This is a genomic window from Bacillus sp. CDB3 (genome assembly GCF_002081505.1).
In the GTDB taxonomy this organism is placed as follows: domain Bacteria; phylum Bacillota; class Bacilli; order Bacillales; family Bacillaceae_G; genus Bacillus_A; species Bacillus_A cereus_AT.
Genome location: NZ_ALBR01000097.1, coordinates 121,413 through 138,656 on the forward strand (window position 1 = coordinate 121,413; position 17,244 = coordinate 138,656).

Genomic DNA, 17,244 nt, shown 5'->3' on the forward strand with positions numbered 1-17,244 from the left:
AGAATTATTTACCTTTTTTTGTAAAGATATCTTTACTTGTATTTGGAAAATATTTATAATTAAAGTAAAGATATCTTTACTTTCGAAGGTGGAGCCTATGGGTGTAAAAAATAAAATTAAAGAATTACGAAAACAACATCATATAACGCAAATTGAAATGGCAAAGGCGATGCAAGTGACGCGGCAGACAATCGTGGCAATTGAGAACCATCACTATAACCCGAGTCTAGAGTTATCCCTAAAAATCGCCAAATATTTTGAGATGAAGGTGGAAGAAATATTTATGCTGGAGTAAGGGGAGAGGAAATGAACGATACTAAAAAGTTGTATATCGCTACTGTCTTAGGATTATGTGGAGGAGACGTTTTAGTTCGGCTTATGGACCCATCTATACCAATGTTACCGCTAATAGTTAGTAACATTTTAGCAATTCTACTTTTAACAGTTTATGTGTATTACAAAAAGCGTAAGTACAGAAAAGAAGAAATTCCAGATATAGATGAGCGAGTAAATGAAAATATAAAAAGGCATGTAAATGTCTCGCTTATATTCGCATTTGTCCTTCTTATTGCTTACATTGGTGCGAGCAAAGTCGTAGGCAGAGATGTCATACCTACGCCAGAAATATTCATTGTATGTAGTTTTTTATTTGCTGCTAGTCTCATCATAGGAGTAATGGCGGGAAAACGAGCATAGCGATAGGAGGAATGAAAATGCAAGATGAGTTTGAGAGATTTCAATCGGATAAAGCGTTTAAATATTTAGGGTTATTTTTAACAATTAGTTTAGCGATATGGAGTTTGTACAATTTAATTGTTTATGGAAATGCGGGCATGCCATTTGTTTTATTTGTATTAGGGCAGTTTGTTTATTTCTTTGTGAACTATTGGCCGAAATGGAAATATAGAAATCAAAAAGAGGCTGATCATGTATGAGTAAGCGGTTTGTAGGGAGCTTATCTTTAGCGGGGCGTCAACGAGTGTATTAGCAACAAGGGAAATCAAATAAATATATAAAGGGGAAACGGGATGGGATTAGCGGTATTATGTGTTGCGACGGCTATATTTGCACTTTTGTGGGGGATGCAAAACTTCTCTCGTAATCCAGTGCCAAGTGTATGTATTATGATTGGTGCTGTAGGTTTATCATACTATTTATTAGTTTTAGCCCATTATCATAAAACGGCAACAAGTGTTGTTGTTGGGGCAATTATTTTATCTTGTGGGCGTGCCGTGCAAAAGGGGTTATTTCCATAAAAGCTGTTATACAAAGGTATAACAGCTTTTTGTATTTTTTTACAAACTACTTGAAAGTTACGTTACGTCACCTTTTATAATGAAGGAGAAGAGGTGATGGAGTTGATTTCAATTCAAGAACTAACGAGGGAAACAGGGGTTACGGTAAGGACGCTACGATATTATGATCAAATCGATTTATTAAAGCCGAGTGGGAAAACTGATGGGGGACATCGGTTATATAGCGAGAGAGACGTTGTTCGTTTGCAGCAAATTTTATTTTTAAAAGAAATGGGTTTTTCATTAAAAGAGATTACGAATATGTTAATAACGGATGAGCTCAATTTAAAAGTATCGCTTGAAAAGCAACTTAAGTTTGTACAAGAAGAACAGAAAAAATTTAATCGAATGGAACGTATTTTACAAGCAGTTGTTTATTCAGTAGATGTGGAAGGGGAACTGGATTGGAAAGTTATGTTTGAACTCATTCAGCTTTCGAAACAGTCTCCGCGAATACGTGAGATGTTTCAAAATGAAGTTTTTTCTAGGGGAGAACAAAAGTTGCTTCATAATTTGCCGAACATGAGTGAAGAAGATTCAAATGTTTTAGAGTGGGTAGATTTATTAAAACAATTGCGTAACTTTATGAAAGACGGTAAGGAAGCATCATGTGATGAAGTACAAGGTGCAACAAAGAAACTAATGCAGAAGTGTTTGGAGATGGCAAATGGTGATGAAGCATTTTTAGATAAATTGTGGGAAGTAAGAAAGTCAAAAGAAGATTCACAGAAAATGAGTATGTATCCAATTGAGGAAGAGCTTCTAGTATATATGGATGAGGCTTTTCGTATATATGATGAAAGGGAGAGGGATAAATGAGTATACTCGCAGAATATCGATGGTACTTTTTAATTGGTGCAGAGATTGTATTTTGGCTATCAGCTATTGGATTCTTTTTACTAAGGTATGGATTTCGCTTGAAAAAGGCGAGCTTTATTATGGGGATTGTGCTACTCATAAATGAAGTGTTTATTTTAATCTTAGGGGTAGTGGACTATTATCAAACGGGAAAGTTTTCTAACTTCCAGATTATCACAGTAATCATTTTATTATATGCAGTATTTTACGGGAAAAAGGATTTAAAGAAGCTAGATATATATGTGCAAAAACTAGTTGCAAAGTGGCGGAATGAACCGGCGCCTATTATCGAAGAACCACTTGAAGTAACAGGCATGGCGCACGCGAAGCAGGAAATAAAAAATTGGGCCTTACATCTTATTTTGTTTGTTGCGGTTCATATATTCTTTTTCTTCATGTATGGGCTTATTCCAGTGGAACAGTGGGGAAATTGGTTAGAGTCAGGAATCGTTTTAAATAAAACAGCAAGCCGTGTAAGCCAAGTATGGGCTATTATTCTTTTAGCAGATACTGCGATTTCATTTTCATATGTTATTTTTCCGAAGAAGGAGAAAGGAAACAAGAAGCTATTTTCATAGAGGAAAGTAGCTTTTTCTAGTATACCAATAGTTTGTATAGGAGAGGATAACAATAGGAAAAAGAACAGGTTTTATATGCTTATTTCTCTTTAGTTTAGTAGCGTGTTCACAACCTAACAATGCAATTGATAAGAAGAATGATGTCGTTGCAAAGGGGGCAGAAATTTCTAATCTAGATAAATTCGAGAAGTTCGTTTGGAATGTGGAACAAGGGAAAGTTGATAAAATAGGAATTGTACAGTATACACATGAAGGTGACCCGATTTTTCAAACGTTAGAGCATAGTGAGAAAGATATAATTTATGTGTTAGATAATAGACAAGACCAATTTGCTGGTGACCATAAAGGGTTACATAAAGATAGTTGTAAAAGGATTGTTAAAGAGCAACGTGAATCAGAAACGGCATATGGGTTAATAGATTGTACGAATGAAAATGGGCGCAATGGATATGACTTATTATATGTACTTAAAAAATAGAGTTAGTAGAGGAAGGAAGTATTTATTCCTTCCTTTTTTATGTATATATTGTCGAAAGTTTTACCGAATATCTGTTCGTTTTTTAGGTTTTTTATGAGCATTCGTGGTAAAATAATAATACAGATTTTTATGAGGAGGTCGGTTTTTAGTTGGAACATCCATTTGAAATTATCTCAGAGTATTCCCCGCAAGGTGATCAGCCGGGAGCGATAGAGAAGCTTGTAGAGGGAATTAATAGTGGTAAGAAAAAGCAAGTGTTGCTTGGAGCAACAGGAACGGGTAAGACATTTACGATTTCAAATGTCATTAAAGAAGTGCAGAAGCCAACACTTGTAATGGCTCATAATAAAACGCTAGCGGGACAGCTATATAGTGAGTTGAAAGATTTCTTTCCTAACAATTCTGTTGAGTATTTTGTTAGTTATTACGATTATTATCAGCCGGAAGCGTACGTACCACATACGGATACATTTATTGAAAAAGATGCGCAAATTAATGATGAAATCGATAAATTACGTCACTCGGCAACGTCTTCTTTATTTGAACGAGATGATGTTATTATCGTTGCGAGTGTGTCGTGCATATACGGTTTAGGTTCACCGGAAGAATACCGCGAGTTAGTTGTTTCACTTCGAGTTGGTATGGAAAAGGACCGTAATCAATTGCTTCGTGAACTTGTTGATGTACAGTATGGACGTAATGATATTGATTTCAAGCGTGGTACATTCCGTGTGCGCGGAGATGTAGTTGAAATCTTCCCGGCATCACTCGACGAACATTGTATTCGAATTGAATTTTTCGGTGATGAAATAGATCGTATTCGAGAAGTAAATGCATTAACGGGTGAAGTATTAGCAGAACGTGATCATGTAGCAATCTTCCCGGCATCTCACTTCGTTACACGTGAAGAAAAGCTGAAGGTCGCTATTGAAAATATTGAAAAAGAATTAGAAGAACGTTTAAAAGAATTAAATGATAACGGTAAATTGTTAGAAGCGCAGCGTATAGAACAACGTACACGCTATGATTTAGAAATGATGCGTGAGATGGGCTTTTGTTCAGGGATCGAAAACTATTCCCGTCAATTAACACTTCGTCCAGCAGGTTCAACACCATATACACTGTTAGACTATTTTCCAGAGGATTTCTTAATTGTTATGGATGAATCGCACGTATCGGTGCCGCAAGTAAGAGCGATGTATAACGGAGACCAAGCGCGTAAGCAAGTACTTGTGGATCATGGATTCCGTCTGCCATCAGCTTTAGACAATAGGCCGCTCACGTTTGATGAGTTTGAAGAGAAAACGAATCAAGTTATTTACGTTTCGGCAACGCCAGGACCGTACGAGTTAGAGCAGGCACCGGGAGTAATAGAACAAATTATTCGTCCAACAGGGCTGTTAGATCCACCAATTGATATACGACCAATTGAAGGGCAAATTGACGATTTATTAGGAGAAATTCAAGATCGCATTGTAAAAAATGAACGTGTATTAATTACGACTTTAACGAAAAAAATGTCAGAGGATTTAACGGATTACTTAAAAGATGTAGGAATTAAAGTGAACTATCTTCACTCTGAAATTAAAACGTTAGAACGTATTGAAATTATCCGTGACCTTCGCCTTGGTAAGTTTGATGTACTCGTCGGTATTAACTTATTACGAGAAGGATTAGATATTCCAGAAGTATCACTTGTAGCTATTTTAGATGCAGATAAGGAAGGGTTCCTACGTTCAGAACGTTCGTTAATTCAAACGATTGGTCGTGCGGCGCGTAATGAAAACGGCCGCGTTATTATGTACGCAGATCGCATAACGAGATCAATGGGAATTGCAATTGAAGAAACGCAGCGTCGTCGTACTATACAAGAAGCTTACAATGAAGAGCATGGTATCACGCCGAAAACGATTCAAAAAGGCGTTCGTGATGTAATCCGTGCAACGACAGCGGCTGAAGAACCGGAAACATATGAAGCAACTCCTGCTAAGAAGATGACGAAGAAAGAACGTGAGAAAACAATCGCTAAGATCGAAGCAGAGATGAAAGAAGCGGCAAAAGCGTTAGACTTCGAGCGTGCAGCTGAATTAAGAGATTTACTATTAGAATTAAAAGCGGAAGGGTGAAAAGAGTGAGCATGAGCAAGGATTTTATTGTTGTAAAAGGTGCTAGAGCACATAACTTAAAAAATATTGACGTAACCATTCCGAGAAATCAGCTTGTTGTTGTAACGGGATTGTCTGGTTCAGGGAAATCATCATTAGCGTTTGATACAATTTATGCAGAAGGACAGCGCAGATACGTAGAATCGTTATCTGCGTATGCACGTCAGTTTTTAGGGCAAATGGATAAACCTGATGTGGATACGATTGAAGGATTGTCACCAGCGATTTCGATCGATCAAAAAACGACGAGTCGTAATCCGCGTTCAACTGTCGGAACAGTGACGGAGATTTATGATTATTTACGTTTATTATTTGCGCGAATTGGTACGCCAATTTGTCCGAATCATGGAATTGAAATTACATCGCAAACAGTAGAACAGATGGTAGACCGTGTTCTTGAATATCCTGAACGTACGAAATTACAAGTGTTAGCTCCTATCGTGTCAGGACGCAAAGGTGCACATGTAAAAGTGCTTGAAGATATTAAGAAGCAAGGTTATGTTCGTGTACGTGTCGATGGTGAAATGCTTGATGTATCTGAAGAGATTACGTTAGATAAAAATAAGAAGCATTCTATAGAAGTTGTAATTGACCGTATTGTTGTAAAAGAAGGAATTGCGAGTCGTCTTGCAGATTCACTCGAAAGTGCTTTAAAGCTTGGCGGGGGCCGAGTTTTAATCGACGTTATGGGAGAAGAAGAACTTCTCTTTAGTGAGCATCACGCATGTCCGCATTGTGGTTTTTCAATTGGTGAATTAGAGCCGCGTATGTTCTCGTTCAACAGTCCGTTCGGCGCATGTCCTTCTTGTGATGGACTTGGCTCAAAGCTAGAAGTAGATTTAGAGCTTGTTATTCCGAATTGGGATTTATCATTAAATGAACATGCGATTGCTCCGTGGGAACCGACAAGTTCACAATATTACCCGCAACTTTTACAATCTGTATGTAATCACTACGGCGTTGATATGGATATGCCTGTGAAAGATATACCGAAAGATTTATTTGATAAAGTATTGTACGGAAGCGGGGAAGAGAAAGTTTATTTTCGCTATGTGAATGAATTTGGTCAAGTAAAGGAAAATGAGATTTTATTTGAAGGTGTTATTCCGAATATCGAGCGTCGTTATCGTGAGACGAGTTCTGATTATGTTCGTGAGCAAATGGAGAAATATATGGCAGAGCAAGCTTGTCCGAAGTGTAAAGGCGGACGCTTAAAGCCTGAGAGTTTAGCTGTTTTCGTTGGGGATAAAACGATTGCCGATGTTACAAAGTATTCTGTTCAAGAAGTACAGGAATTCTTCTCGAATGTTGAGTTAACGGAGAAACAACAAAAAATTGCTCATTTAATTTTAAGAGAAATTCAGGAGCGCGTTGGATTCTTAGTGAACGTTGGTTTAGATTATTTAACGTTAAGTCGTGCTGCAGGAACTTTATCAGGTGGTGAGGCACAGCGTATTCGTTTAGCGACACAAATTGGTTCTCGTCTTACGGGTGTGCTTTACATTCTTGATGAGCCTTCTATCGGTTTGCATCAACGTGATAATGATCGTCTTATTCGCACATTGCAGGAAATGCGTGATTTAGGAAATACGTTAATTGTTGTTGAGCATGATGAAGATACGATGATGGCTGCTGATTATTTACTTGATATCGGACCGGGTGCAGGTATTCATGGTGGTCAAGTTGTATCAGCGGGTACACCAGCTGAAGTGATGCAAGACGAGAATTCATTAACTGGGAAATATTTAAGCGGTAAAGAGTTCATTCCAGTACCACTTGAAAGACGTAAAGGTGACGGACGTAAAGTGGAGATCGTCGGTGCGAAAGAAAACAACTTGAAAAACGCGAAAATGTCATTCCCTCTAGGTACATTTGTAGCGGTAACAGGTGTATCTGGATCTGGAAAAAGTACGATGATTAATGAAGTGTTATATAAAGCGTTAGCTCAAAAGCTATATAAAGCGAAAGCGAAGCCAGGGGCTCATAAAGAAATTAAGGGTCTTGAGCAGTTAGATAAAGTTATTGATATTGATCAATCACCAATCGGGCGTACACCACGTTCCAACCCAGCTACGTATACAGGTGTATTCGATGATATTCGTGATGTGTTTGCGCAAACGAATGAAGCGAAAGTGCGCGGATATCAAAAGGGACGTTTTAGCTTTAACGTAAAAGGTGGCCGTTGTGAAGCGTGCCGCGGTGATGGAATTATAAAAATCGAAATGCATTTCTTACCAGACGTGTATGTACCGTGCGAAGTTTGTCACGGTAAACGCTACAACCGTGAAACGTTGGAAGTTAAATATAAAGATAAGAACATTTCTGAAGTATTAGCAATGACGATTGAAGATGGGGTAGAGTTCTTTGCTAATATCCCGAAAATTAAGCGTAAACTTCAAACGCTTGTAGATGTAGGGCTTGGTTATATGAAATTAGGGCAACCAGCTACAACGTTATCAGGTGGCGAGGCGCAACGTGTGAAATTAGCTTCTGAATTGCACCGTCGTTCTACAGGGCGTACATTATACATTTTAGATGAGCCAACGACTGGCTTACATGCCCATGATATTGCACGTCTTTTAGAAGTGTTGCAACGTCTTGTTGAGAGTGGCGAGACAGTACTTGTAATTGAGCATAATTTAGATGTTATTAAAACAGCGGATTATATCATTGACCTTGGACCAGAAGGCGGAGACAAAGGCGGACAAATCGTTGCTTCTGGAACGCCAGAACAAGTAGTGAAAGAAGAACGCTCGTATACAGGTAAGTATTTAAAAGAGATTTTAAATCGTGATAAAGCAAGAATGAAAGAGAAGATAAAAGAAGTAGAGTTATCGCAATAAGTTTATAGATGAAAACCGAGTGGAAATGACACTCGGTTTTTATTTCACTAAGGAAAACTGATAAGGTTGTTAGTAGGTATATGAGTATAAAGAATAGAATAAATTGGTATAAGAGTTTGTATGATACTTGCGTTTATTGTCTATTAGCGTATGATGAAATATATATGTCAAAAGGATGTGTAAAGAAATGAGATGGATTGTATCACTTCTTGTAAATAGCGTTGTGTTAATCGCTGTATCAGGACTTTTAAAAGGGGTTGCACCAGACGCATTTTACATAGCAAATATACAAACTGCAATTATTGCGAGTATTATATTGGCGATTTTAAACGTATTTGTAAAGCCACTTTTAATTTTAATTACGCTACCAATTACTGTTGTAACTTTCGGTTTCTTCTTAATTGTTATTAATGCGATTACGTTAAAAATGGCAGATTCATTATTAGGAGATGCTTTTAATATATCAGGATTTGGTGTAGCGATTGTTGCGGCAATTTGTATTTCGATTTTTAATATGATAATTGAAAAGGCAATTGTTGAACCGTTATATGAAAAAAAGAGAAAATGACAAAAAGAAAAACATTTCATGATTCGTATGAAATGTTTTTTTCTATTTATTAGAAACCGTATTTCTTGTTTCCAGAAAAAAATGGTACAATATCCGGTAGAATGGAATTTTACATCAAATGAGACTGAACCCGCAGCGGAGTGGAGGTTTATACATATGCCAAAAGTAAGGACAAAAGATTTAATTGAACAATTTCAATTGGAGTTAGTAAGTGGTGAAGAAGGAATTCATCGTCCAATTGATACAAGTGATTTATCACGACCTGGAATTGAAATGGCAGGATTTTTTACATATTATCCAGCTGATCGTGTACAGCTTCTTGGAAAAACAGAGCTTACGTTCTTTGATACGTTAACGACAGAGCAAAAGCAAGAGAGAATGAAAGCGCTTTGTACTGAGGAGACGCCATGTATTATTGTAACTCGTAATCAAGATGTGCCGGATGAGTTATTACAAGCATCACGCGAATCAGGTGTGCCTTTATTACGTTCTTCTCAAACGACGACGAGATTATCAAGTCGTTTAACAAACTATTTAGAAGGTAAGTTAGCGCCAACAACAGCTGTTCATGGTGTGTTAGTGGATATTTATGGCGTTGGTGTTTTAATTACAGGTCAAAGTGGTGTCGGTAAAAGTGAGACAGCACTGGAGCTTGTAAAACGTGGTCACCGTTTAGTCGCAGATGATAGCGTAGAAATTCGTCAAGAAGATGAAGACACATTAGTAGGAAGCTCACCTGATTTAATTGAGCACTTATTAGAAATTCGTGGTCTAGGTATCATTAACGTAATGACGTTATTCGGTGCAGGGGCGGTACGAAATTATAAGCGTATTACACTTGTTATTAATCTTGAAATTTGGGATCAAAAGAAAAATTATGATCGCTTAGGTCTTGATGAAGAGAAGATGAAGATTATTGATACAGAACTTACGAAGATTACACTTCCAGTTCGTCCTGGTCGAAACTTGGCTGTTATTATTGAAGTAGCAGCGATGAATTTCAGATTAAAACGTATGGGAGTCAATGCGGCACAGCAGTTTTCTGAACGATTAATGAGTGCGATTGAGTTAGGAAATCAAGAGTAGACTCTGGAGAGGGAGGTCATACATATGCTGCTAGGTTCCGTACCACAGCTTGACCGTGTAGCAATTCAGCTCGGACCGTTCCCTGTTTATTGGTATGGGGTTATTATCGGTACAGGTGTGCTATTAGGTCTTTGGCTAGCGACTCGCGAGGGAGAAAGGCTAGGTATTCGCAAAGATACATTTATCGATCTTGTATTAATCGCAGTACCAATTGCCATTCTTTTTGCGAGAATGTATTATGTCATTTTTGAATGGGAATATTATTCGCAAAATCCGAGTCAAATTATTAATATTCGTCAAGGTGGTTTGGCGATTCATGGTGGTTTAATCGGGGCTGTTATTACAGGGATTCTTTTTGCGAAACGACGCGGGCTTTCATTCTGGAAGTTAGCGGATATTGCTGCGCCAAGTATTTTACTAGGACAAGCAATTGGCCGATGGGGAAACTTTATGAACCAAGAGGCGCATGGTGATGAAGTAACGAGACAGTTTTTAGAAGGTCTTCATTTACCAGATTTTATTATTAATCAAATGTACATTGATGGTGTGTATTATCACCCAACGTTTTTATATGAATCATTATGGAACTTTGCAGGTGTTATTTTATTACTCGCGTTACGAAAAGTGAATTTACGCCGCGGGGAACTATTCTTCACATATTTAATTTGGTATTCAGTGGGACGCTTCTTTGTAGAAGGTTTGCGTACAGATAGTTTAATGTTAGGACCACTTCGTATTGCACAAGTAATGTCTATTGGAATTGTTGTTATTTCTATCATTTTCATTATTGTGAGACGAAAGATGGGGCAAGCTGATAAAAGATATTTAGAAAATTAGAGAAAAGTAGCATCTTATATAAGATGCTGCTTCTTTCATATTCAGGTAATGAAAGGATTAAGGACGATGAAAATAAATACAGTGCTATTTGATTTAGATGGAACGTTAATTAATACAAATGAACTTATTATCTCTTCTTTTTTGCATACGTTACATACATATTATCCAAATCAATATAAGCGTGAAGATGTATTGGCATTTATCGGTCCATCTTTGCATGACACTTTTAGTAAGATGGATACAAGTAAGGTTGAAGAAATGATTGCATGTTATCGCCAATTTAATCATGAGCATCATGATGAATTAGTGGAAGAATATGAGACTGTATATGAAACTGTTCAAGAGTTGAAGAAGCAAGGCTATAAAATCGGTATCGTTACAACGAAAGCGAGACAGACGGTTGAAATGGGATTAAAGCTTTCAAAACTTGATCAATTTTTTGATGTTGTTGTGACGATTGATGATGTGGAACATGTGAAACCACATCCAGAACCACTTCAAAAAGCATTGAAATTATTAGATGCAAAACCAGAAGAAACATTGATGGTTGGTGATAATCATCATGATATCGTCGGTGGACAAAATGCAGGTACGAAAACAGTAGCGGTTTCATGGACATTGAAAGGTAGAGCGTACTTAGAAGCGTATAAACCAGATTATGTGCTAGATAAAATGAGTGATTTACTACCGATTTTATCTGGTATTAACCACTCATAAAGGTCCAAGTAATCAAGTAGGGGATATGTTTCTCTACTAACTTCAAGTTTCACTTTTTTTAGTAGAGGAGAGAGTTAAGTGCGACGGACAACGCGCTATCCTGTTTCAGGAGAGAATTCATTGTGGAATGTGTATAAAACAGTTTCTTTTTGGAAGGTAATGAAAAACTTTATTATTATCCAAATCGCACGTTACACGCCCGTTTTATCCGTGAAGAATTGGTTGTATCGCACGTTTTTGCGGATGGAGGTAGGAAAGAAAACGTCGTTTGCACTTATGGTAATGCCAGATATTATGTTTCCAGAAAAGATTACTGTGGGAGACAATTCAATTATCGGCTATAATACAACGCTTTTAGCGCATGAATATTTAATTCGTGAGTATCGACTCGGAGAAATCATCATAGGGAATGAAGTTATGATTGGAGCGAATACGACAATTTTACCAGGTGTAACGATTGGAGATGGTGCTATCGTTTCTGCTGGCACACTTGTCCATAAAGATGTACCAGAGGGCGCTTTCGTAGGCGGAAATCCGATGCGTATTATTTATACGAAAGAGGAAATGGCCACTAGAGAAGGTTGATGTTAAAAATGTAACATTTCCCTTCTCTTTTTATGAATAAAAAGGAAATAATTGATTATAATATACTGTTTTGTTTTTTACGGAATCGTTTATACTTATAGATAGAAGAATGTGTGAACGAAGAAAACAAAAAACTGGAGGATATATGGGGAAAAATCAAAGAATATATAAGGAGAACGGACAAGTTATCTCTTTTAATCAATTAGCGGACTTCTTTTATAAAAAAGGGATGAGGGCTTATAAAGGGCAAAAATTGCAAGATGCAATTAAATATTTTCGAAGAGCGGCACAAAGCGAGAAGGAGCCGTTTATTTTATGCCAACTAGCAATAGCATTATCTGAATCTGGTGAATATCAAGAATCGAATCAGATATTTCTAAAGCTTGTTAGATCCAATCCGGAACTTGAGCAATGCTATTATTTTATTGCAAATAATTATGCATATATGGGCTTGTTTCAACAGGCAAAAAAGTATGCAGAGCAATATTTAGAAGTTGCGGAAGAGAAGGAATTTGTAGAAGATACGTTAGATTTGCTTGAGATTATGGAAGAAGAAGCAATGGGTGCGGAAGAGATTGAAGATGAAGATGAGTTAATTGTTATGCAGGAAGAAGCGAACCGTTACATTCGTAACGGACAATTAGAAGAGGCGATTGCTACACTAGAAGTTGTTACGAAAGAATATCCAGAATTTTGGTCGGGTCATAATAATTTAGCGATTGCACATTTCCAATCAGGTAATGTAGATCAAGCGCTTAAGTTAACAGAAATGATTTTAGAGGAAAATCCTGGTAATATTCATGCGCTTTGTAATACGCTTATTTTTCTATATTCAATTGGAGAACATAAACAAGTAGAAGCATTAGCGGGACAGCTCGTTTCAGTATATCCGATTTCATTTGAACATCGTTTGAAGCTTGCAACGACGCTTGCAACAATTGGTCATTTCGAGTGTGCCTATAAATGGTTCAAAGTATTAAAGCGTCAAGGATACGAGGGAGACGTTAGTTTTTATTACTGGTTTTCATACTCTGCGTATATGGTGAAGGAACAGCAAGTAGCTGAAAAAATGTGGCAACATGTTGTAGAATTGCATCCTGATAAAAAAGGAAAAGAACCGTGGAATGCACTGAATTTAGCAGATGAAGGACAAAATCTTTTATTTGAAGAGTTACGAAAATCATTTCAAAAAAGTACGACGCTAGAAGAGAAGATGCTAGCTTTATATTTAATGAATGAGTTGTCAACACCAGAGAAAGTCGGATTCTTCTTTGATGTAACGCAAGCGAAAAATGGTGTTCCAATCGTATCGCAACTTGCAAAGTATTTCTTTTTACTTAATAGTCATAAAAGCATCCCAGCTGATTTACAGCAATTTGAACAGTGCGTACGAATTGCGGATGCATTATACAATTATACGAAAAAAGACGATGAATTAATCGAAGAGTGTTTAAACTTTTGGTTTTGTACGTTCATACGTTTATATACATCTGGAGCGACTTTTACAAATGTGTACGGTTGGTCAGCGGCAATTGAATACATTGTGCGCGGCGAACAAAGAAATAAGATGACACAGGCAGAGCTTGGTGATGTATATAATGTATCTGTAGCGACTGTACGAAAGTATGTGCAGGCTGTTAAGCGCACGCACAAGTAGGATAGGCAAATCATTGGGAAAAAAGTGATGCTAACAGTATAATGAGGGTAACTTAATGTGTATGAATGGGAGTGAATAGTGTGTCAGAAGAAAAAATTTATGATGTCATTATTATTGGGGCAGGACCAGCTGGTATGACAGCTGCGGTATATACATCTCGTGCGAATTTAAGCACATTGATGCTTGAGCGTGGTATTCCAGGTGGACAAATGGCAAATACAGAAGATGTAGAGAACTATCCAGGTTATGAGTCTATTTTAGGACCAGACTTATCAAATAAAATGTTTGAGCATGCGAAGAAATTTGGTGCTGAATATGCATACGGTGATGTGAAAGAAATCATCGATGGTAAAGAGTACAAAACAATTATTGCTGGTAAAAAAGAATATAAAACACGTGCAATTATCGTTGCAAGCGGTGCAGAGTATAAAAAGATTGGTGTGCCAGGTGAAGCAGAACTTGGCGGCCGCGGTGTATCATATTGTGCAGTATGTGATGGCGCATTCTTTAAAGGTAAAGAACTTGTTGTTATTGGCGGCGGAGATTCTGCTGTTGAAGAAGGTGTATTTTTAACACGCTTCGCATCAAAAGTAACAATCGTTCACCGTCGTGACACTCTTCGTGCACAGAAAATTTTACAAGATCGTGCTTTCCAAAATGAGAAAGTAGATTTCATTTGGAATCACACGATTAAAGAAATTAACGATGCAAATGGTAAAGTAGGAAGCGTAACACTTGTAGATGTAAACAGTGGAGAAGAACAAGAAGTTAAAACTGACGGCGTTTTCGTATACATCGGTATGTTACCATTATCAAAACCGTTTGTTGAGTTAGGTATTACAAATGAAAATGGTTATGTTGAAACGAACGAGCGCATGGAAACGAAAGTTCCTGGTATTTTCGCAGCTGGTGATGTTCGTGAAAAAATGCTTCGTCAAATTGTAACTGCAACAGGCGATGGTAGTATTGCGGCGCAGAGTACACAGCACTACGTAGAAGAGTTATTAGAAGGATTAAAAACTGTAACAGAAAAATAAGGGGATTTTTCCTTTTGAGAAGAAAGCTACCGATGGGTGGCTTTCTTTTTTGTTCAAATGTCAAACTTTTGTCAAAAATAATTAAGAATTTAATACTTCTTATTGTTATACTAGAATTTACGGAAAAAATCACTATAAGAAATGAGGAATTTATTCAGTATGGAATGGCGTAATATATATCGTGGATTTTGTATGGGTGTTAGTGATTTAATTCCTGGTGTGAGCGGCGGAACAATCGCCGTTGTGTTAGGGATTTATGAACAATTACTTGCGGCAATTAGCGGATTCTTTAGTCGCGAATGGAAAAAACATTTAGCATTTTTAATCCCACTTGCAGCTGGTGTAGCGGCAGCTTTTCTAACGTTAAGTCACGTTATTAAATATTTATTAGCAAATCATTATGAACCGACTCAATTTTTCTTCCTCGGTTTAATTATTAGTATATTACCGATGTTAATGAGAGAAGCGGATGCAAAGGCAACGTTTAAAGGTGGTCATATTGCCCTGTTAATAATTGCAGCAATTCTTGTTGCGATAACAGCATTCTTTAAACCAGATAAGGCAGCTGATCCAATTACGACGTTAACAATTTTAAATGCAATTGGTTTATTTTTCGCAGGATGGATGGCTAGTATGGCTATGCTTCTTCCTGGAATTAGCGGATCGTTTATTTTATTAATTATTGGTGTGTACCCGACAGCAATTAACGCTTTAACTACACTCAATTTACCGTTAATCGCGGTTATTGGTGCCGGCGTTATGGTTGGATTTGTTGTAAGTAGTAAAGGAATTAGCTTTTTATTAGATCGTTATAAAAGTATGACATTTGCGACAATTATTGGACTTGTTATCGGTTCAATTGTCATTGTGTTCCCTGGCATTCCGACTGGTGGAATTTCAATTGTAAGTTCAATTATTACTTTTATTTTAGGATTTGCGGTTGTTACTTATTTCGGTAAGAAATAAGGATTTTTCGTCCCCTTAACGGTAAAAACGTTAAGGGGATTTTTATGTGCTATTCATGGGAAGTAAGGCATTTTGATTGCTTGTTATAGAAAAAATTTACAATTGCTTAGCGAAAGGGGACTGGCACCTTCGTTGTAGCAAACTGTTTTTGATAGTATAATGAAATGAGTATGCAGTGAGAAATTTTGCTGCAAGTAGCTGAGGTGAAGAAACATGCAAAGAGTGACAAACTGTGTGTTAATTAGAGATAATGAAGTACTCTTACTCCAAAAACCTCGCCGAAATTGGTGGGTTGCACCAGGCGGAAAGATGGAGCGTGGTGAGACGGTAAGAGATTCCGTTGTTCGCGAGTATCGTGAAGAAACAGGTATTTATTTAAAGAACCCAGCATTAAAAGGGGTCTTCACCTTTGTCATCCAAGAAGGTGATAAGGTTGTTTCTGAATGGATGATGTTCTCCTTTTTAGCAACAGATTTTGCAGGAGAAAACAAATTAGAGAGCGAAGAAGGCATCATTGGTTGGCATACATTTGATAAAATTGATGATTTAGCAATGGCACCAGGAGATTATCACATTATTGATTATTTAATTAAAGGGAATGGTATAATCTACGGTACATTTGTATATACCCCAGATTTTGAGTTGCTTTCATATCGATTAGATCCGAGTTAAACCTGCAAGGAGAGGATACGATGACAGAGAATAATGATATAAAAATGGTAATTATTACAGGGATGTCTGGAGCTGGAAAAACGGTAGCGTTACAAAGTTTTGAAGATTTAGGATATTTTTGTGTAGATAATTTACCACCGATGTTATTGCCGAAGTTTATTGAACTTATGGCGGATTCAAAAGGTAAAATGAATAAAGTGGCACTCGGTATTGATTTACGTGGCCGAGAGTTTTTTGAGTATTTATGGGGAGCACTTGATGATTTATCAGAACGCACATGGATTATCCCTCATATTTTATTTTTAGATGCGAAAGATAGCACGCTTGTAACTCGTTATAAAGAAACGAGACGTTCGCATCCACTTGCACCAACTGGCTTGCCGTTAAAGGGAATTGAAGCTGAGCGCGGTTTATTAACTGATATGAAGGCGCGAGCGAATATTGTGCTTGATACATCAGATTTGAAACCGAAAGAATTAAGAGAAAAAATTGTTCACATATTCTCAACAGAAACTGAGCAAGCGTTCCGTGTAAATGTTATGTCATTTGGATTTAAGTACGGAATTCCAATTGATGCTGATTTAGTATTTGATGTTCGTTTTTTACCAAATCCATACTACATTCCACATATGAAGCCATTAACAGGACTGGATGAAGAAGTTTCGTCGTATGTGCTGAAATTTAATGAGACACATAAGTTTTTAGAGAAATTGACGGATCTTATTACTTTCATGCTGCCTCATTATAAAAGAGAAGGTAAGAGTCAACTTGTAATTGCGATTGGATGTACAGGGGGACAACATCGTTCTGTTACGCTTACAGAGTACCTTGGGAAACATTTGAAACCAGAGTATAGCGTTCATGTATCTCATCGTGATGTGGAGAAGAGAAAGGGCCATTAA

Annotated in this window: 19 protein-coding genes; all 19 read left to right on the top strand. The window is 37.3% G+C overall.

Going from position 1 to position 17,244, the window contains the following annotated elements; translation table 11 throughout:
* Positions 1-97 precede the first annotated feature (97 nt).
* Positions 98-295: a helix-turn-helix transcriptional regulator gene (locus CDB3_RS24735; RefSeq protein WP_097832356.1), complete on the top strand. Its 198-nt coding sequence runs from the start codon at positions 98-100 to the stop codon at positions 293-295.
* Positions 296-306: 11 nt separating this feature from the next.
* Positions 307-696, top strand: a complete 390-nt coding sequence (locus tag CDB3_RS24740) for a hypothetical protein (protein WP_128856302.1) — start codon at positions 307-309, stop codon at positions 694-696.
* A 17-nt stretch (positions 697-713) separates the two neighbouring features.
* Positions 714-935 (top strand): hypothetical protein, encoded by a 222-nt coding sequence (locus CDB3_RS24745; protein WP_128856303.1) that lies wholly within the window; start codon positions 714-716, stop codon positions 933-935.
* A gap of 93 nt (positions 936-1,028) precedes the next feature.
* Positions 1,029-1,256, top strand: a complete 228-nt coding sequence (locus tag CDB3_RS24750) for a hypothetical protein (RefSeq protein ID WP_000521907.1) — start codon at positions 1,029-1,031, stop codon at positions 1,254-1,256.
* 96 nt (positions 1,257-1,352) lie between these two features.
* Complete coding sequence (locus CDB3_RS24755; protein ID WP_128856304.1) at positions 1,353-2,114, top strand: MerR family transcriptional regulator; 762 nt, start codon at positions 1,353-1,355, stop codon at positions 2,112-2,114.
* The gene (locus tag CDB3_RS24760) at positions 2,111-2,731 is read left to right on the top strand and encodes a hypothetical protein (protein ID WP_128856305.1); all 621 of its coding nucleotides are present in this window, start codon (positions 2,111-2,113) and stop codon (positions 2,729-2,731) included. Before CDB3_RS24755 ends, CDB3_RS24760 begins: the two co-directional genes overlap by 4 nt.
* A 46-nt stretch (positions 2,732-2,777) precedes the next feature.
* Positions 2,778-3,209: a DUF4362 domain-containing protein gene (locus CDB3_RS24765; protein WP_128856306.1), complete on the top strand. Its 432-nt coding sequence runs from the start codon at positions 2,778-2,780 to the stop codon at positions 3,207-3,209.
* A 149-nt stretch (positions 3,210-3,358) separates the two neighbouring features.
* A complete protein-coding gene (gene uvrB / locus CDB3_RS24770; RefSeq protein ID WP_128856307.1) occupies positions 3,359-5,335 on the top strand; it encodes an excinuclease ABC subunit B in 1,977 nt (658 codons plus the stop codon).
* A gap of 11 nt (positions 5,336-5,346) precedes the next feature.
* The gene (gene uvrA, locus CDB3_RS24775; RefSeq protein ID WP_071748022.1) at positions 5,347-8,217 is read left to right on the top strand and encodes an excinuclease ABC subunit UvrA; all 2,871 of its coding nucleotides are present in this window, start codon (positions 5,347-5,349) and stop codon (positions 8,215-8,217) included.
* A 187-nt stretch (positions 8,218-8,404) separates the two neighbouring features.
* On the top strand, positions 8,405-8,785 hold the full coding sequence (locus CDB3_RS24780; protein ID WP_001267314.1) for a phage holin family protein: 381 nt from the start codon (positions 8,405-8,407) through the stop codon (positions 8,783-8,785).
* 156 nt (positions 8,786-8,941) lie between these two features.
* The gene (gene hprK / locus CDB3_RS24785) at positions 8,942-9,871 is read left to right on the top strand and encodes an HPr(Ser) kinase/phosphatase (RefSeq protein ID WP_001127254.1); all 930 of its coding nucleotides are present in this window, start codon (positions 8,942-8,944) and stop codon (positions 9,869-9,871) included.
* 24 nt (positions 9,872-9,895) lie between these two features.
* On the top strand, positions 9,896-10,708 hold the full coding sequence (gene lgt / locus CDB3_RS24790) for a prolipoprotein diacylglyceryl transferase (RefSeq protein ID WP_128856308.1): 813 nt from the start codon (positions 9,896-9,898) through the stop codon (positions 10,706-10,708).
* 66 nt (positions 10,709-10,774) lie between these two features.
* Positions 10,775-11,425 (top strand): pyrophosphatase PpaX, encoded by a 651-nt coding sequence (gene ppaX / locus CDB3_RS24795; protein ID WP_128856309.1) that lies wholly within the window; start codon positions 10,775-10,777, stop codon positions 11,423-11,425.
* Positions 11,426-11,503: 78 nt separating this feature from the next.
* Positions 11,504-12,010 (top strand): acyltransferase, encoded by a 507-nt coding sequence (locus CDB3_RS24800; RefSeq protein ID WP_071748026.1) that lies wholly within the window; start codon positions 11,504-11,506, stop codon positions 12,008-12,010.
* Positions 12,011-12,155: 145 nt separating this feature from the next.
* The gene (locus tag CDB3_RS24805) at positions 12,156-13,667 is read left to right on the top strand and encodes a tetratricopeptide repeat protein (protein ID WP_128856310.1); all 1,512 of its coding nucleotides are present in this window, start codon (positions 12,156-12,158) and stop codon (positions 13,665-13,667) included.
* 80 nt (positions 13,668-13,747) lie between these two features.
* On the top strand, positions 13,748-14,704 hold the full coding sequence (trxB, locus tag CDB3_RS24810) for a thioredoxin-disulfide reductase (protein ID WP_128856311.1): 957 nt from the start codon (positions 13,748-13,750) through the stop codon (positions 14,702-14,704).
* A gap of 159 nt (positions 14,705-14,863) precedes the next feature.
* The gene (locus CDB3_RS24815) at positions 14,864-15,670 is read left to right on the top strand and encodes a DUF368 domain-containing protein (RefSeq protein ID WP_128856312.1); all 807 of its coding nucleotides are present in this window, start codon (positions 14,864-14,866) and stop codon (positions 15,668-15,670) included.
* Positions 15,671-15,883: 213 nt separating this feature from the next.
* Complete coding sequence (locus tag CDB3_RS24820; RefSeq protein WP_001190080.1) at positions 15,884-16,342, top strand: NUDIX hydrolase; 459 nt, start codon at positions 15,884-15,886, stop codon at positions 16,340-16,342.
* Positions 16,343-16,362: 20 nt separating this feature from the next.
* On the top strand, positions 16,363-17,244 hold the full coding sequence (gene rapZ, locus CDB3_RS24825) for an RNase adapter RapZ (RefSeq protein WP_000138460.1): 882 nt from the start codon (positions 16,363-16,365) through the stop codon (positions 17,242-17,244).

Coding starts and splice junctions, on each gene's coding strand:
- rapZ (WP_000138460.1), top strand. CDS start 16,363: ATGACAGAGAATAATGATATAAAAATGGTAATTATTACAGGGATGTCT.
- CDB3_RS24805 (WP_128856310.1), top strand. CDS start 12,156: ATGGGGAAAAATCAAAGAATATATAAGGAGAACGGACAAGTTATCTCT.
- CDB3_RS24745 (WP_128856303.1), top strand. CDS start 714: ATGCAAGATGAGTTTGAGAGATTTCAATCGGATAAAGCGTTTAAATAT.
- ppaX (WP_128856309.1), top strand. CDS start 10,775: ATGAAAATAAATACAGTGCTATTTGATTTAGATGGAACGTTAATTAAT.
- CDB3_RS24750 (WP_000521907.1), top strand. CDS start 1,029: ATGGGATTAGCGGTATTATGTGTTGCGACGGCTATATTTGCACTTTTG.
- lgt (WP_128856308.1), top strand. CDS start 9,896: ATGCTGCTAGGTTCCGTACCACAGCTTGACCGTGTAGCAATTCAGCTC.
- CDB3_RS24760 (WP_128856305.1), top strand. CDS start 2,111: ATGAGTATACTCGCAGAATATCGATGGTACTTTTTAATTGGTGCAGAG.
- CDB3_RS24815 (WP_128856312.1), top strand. CDS start 14,864: ATGGAATGGCGTAATATATATCGTGGATTTTGTATGGGTGTTAGTGAT.
- CDB3_RS24735 (WP_097832356.1), top strand. CDS start 98: ATGGGTGTAAAAAATAAAATTAAAGAATTACGAAAACAACATCATATA.
- CDB3_RS24820 (WP_001190080.1), top strand. CDS start 15,884: ATGCAAAGAGTGACAAACTGTGTGTTAATTAGAGATAATGAAGTACTC.
- CDB3_RS24780 (WP_001267314.1), top strand. CDS start 8,405: ATGAGATGGATTGTATCACTTCTTGTAAATAGCGTTGTGTTAATCGCT.
- CDB3_RS24740 (WP_128856302.1), top strand. CDS start 307: ATGAACGATACTAAAAAGTTGTATATCGCTACTGTCTTAGGATTATGT.
- uvrA (WP_071748022.1), top strand. CDS start 5,347: ATGAGCAAGGATTTTATTGTTGTAAAAGGTGCTAGAGCACATAACTTA.
- hprK (WP_001127254.1), top strand. CDS start 8,942: ATGCCAAAAGTAAGGACAAAAGATTTAATTGAACAATTTCAATTGGAG.
- CDB3_RS24755 (WP_128856304.1), top strand. CDS start 1,353: ATGGAGTTGATTTCAATTCAAGAACTAACGAGGGAAACAGGGGTTACG.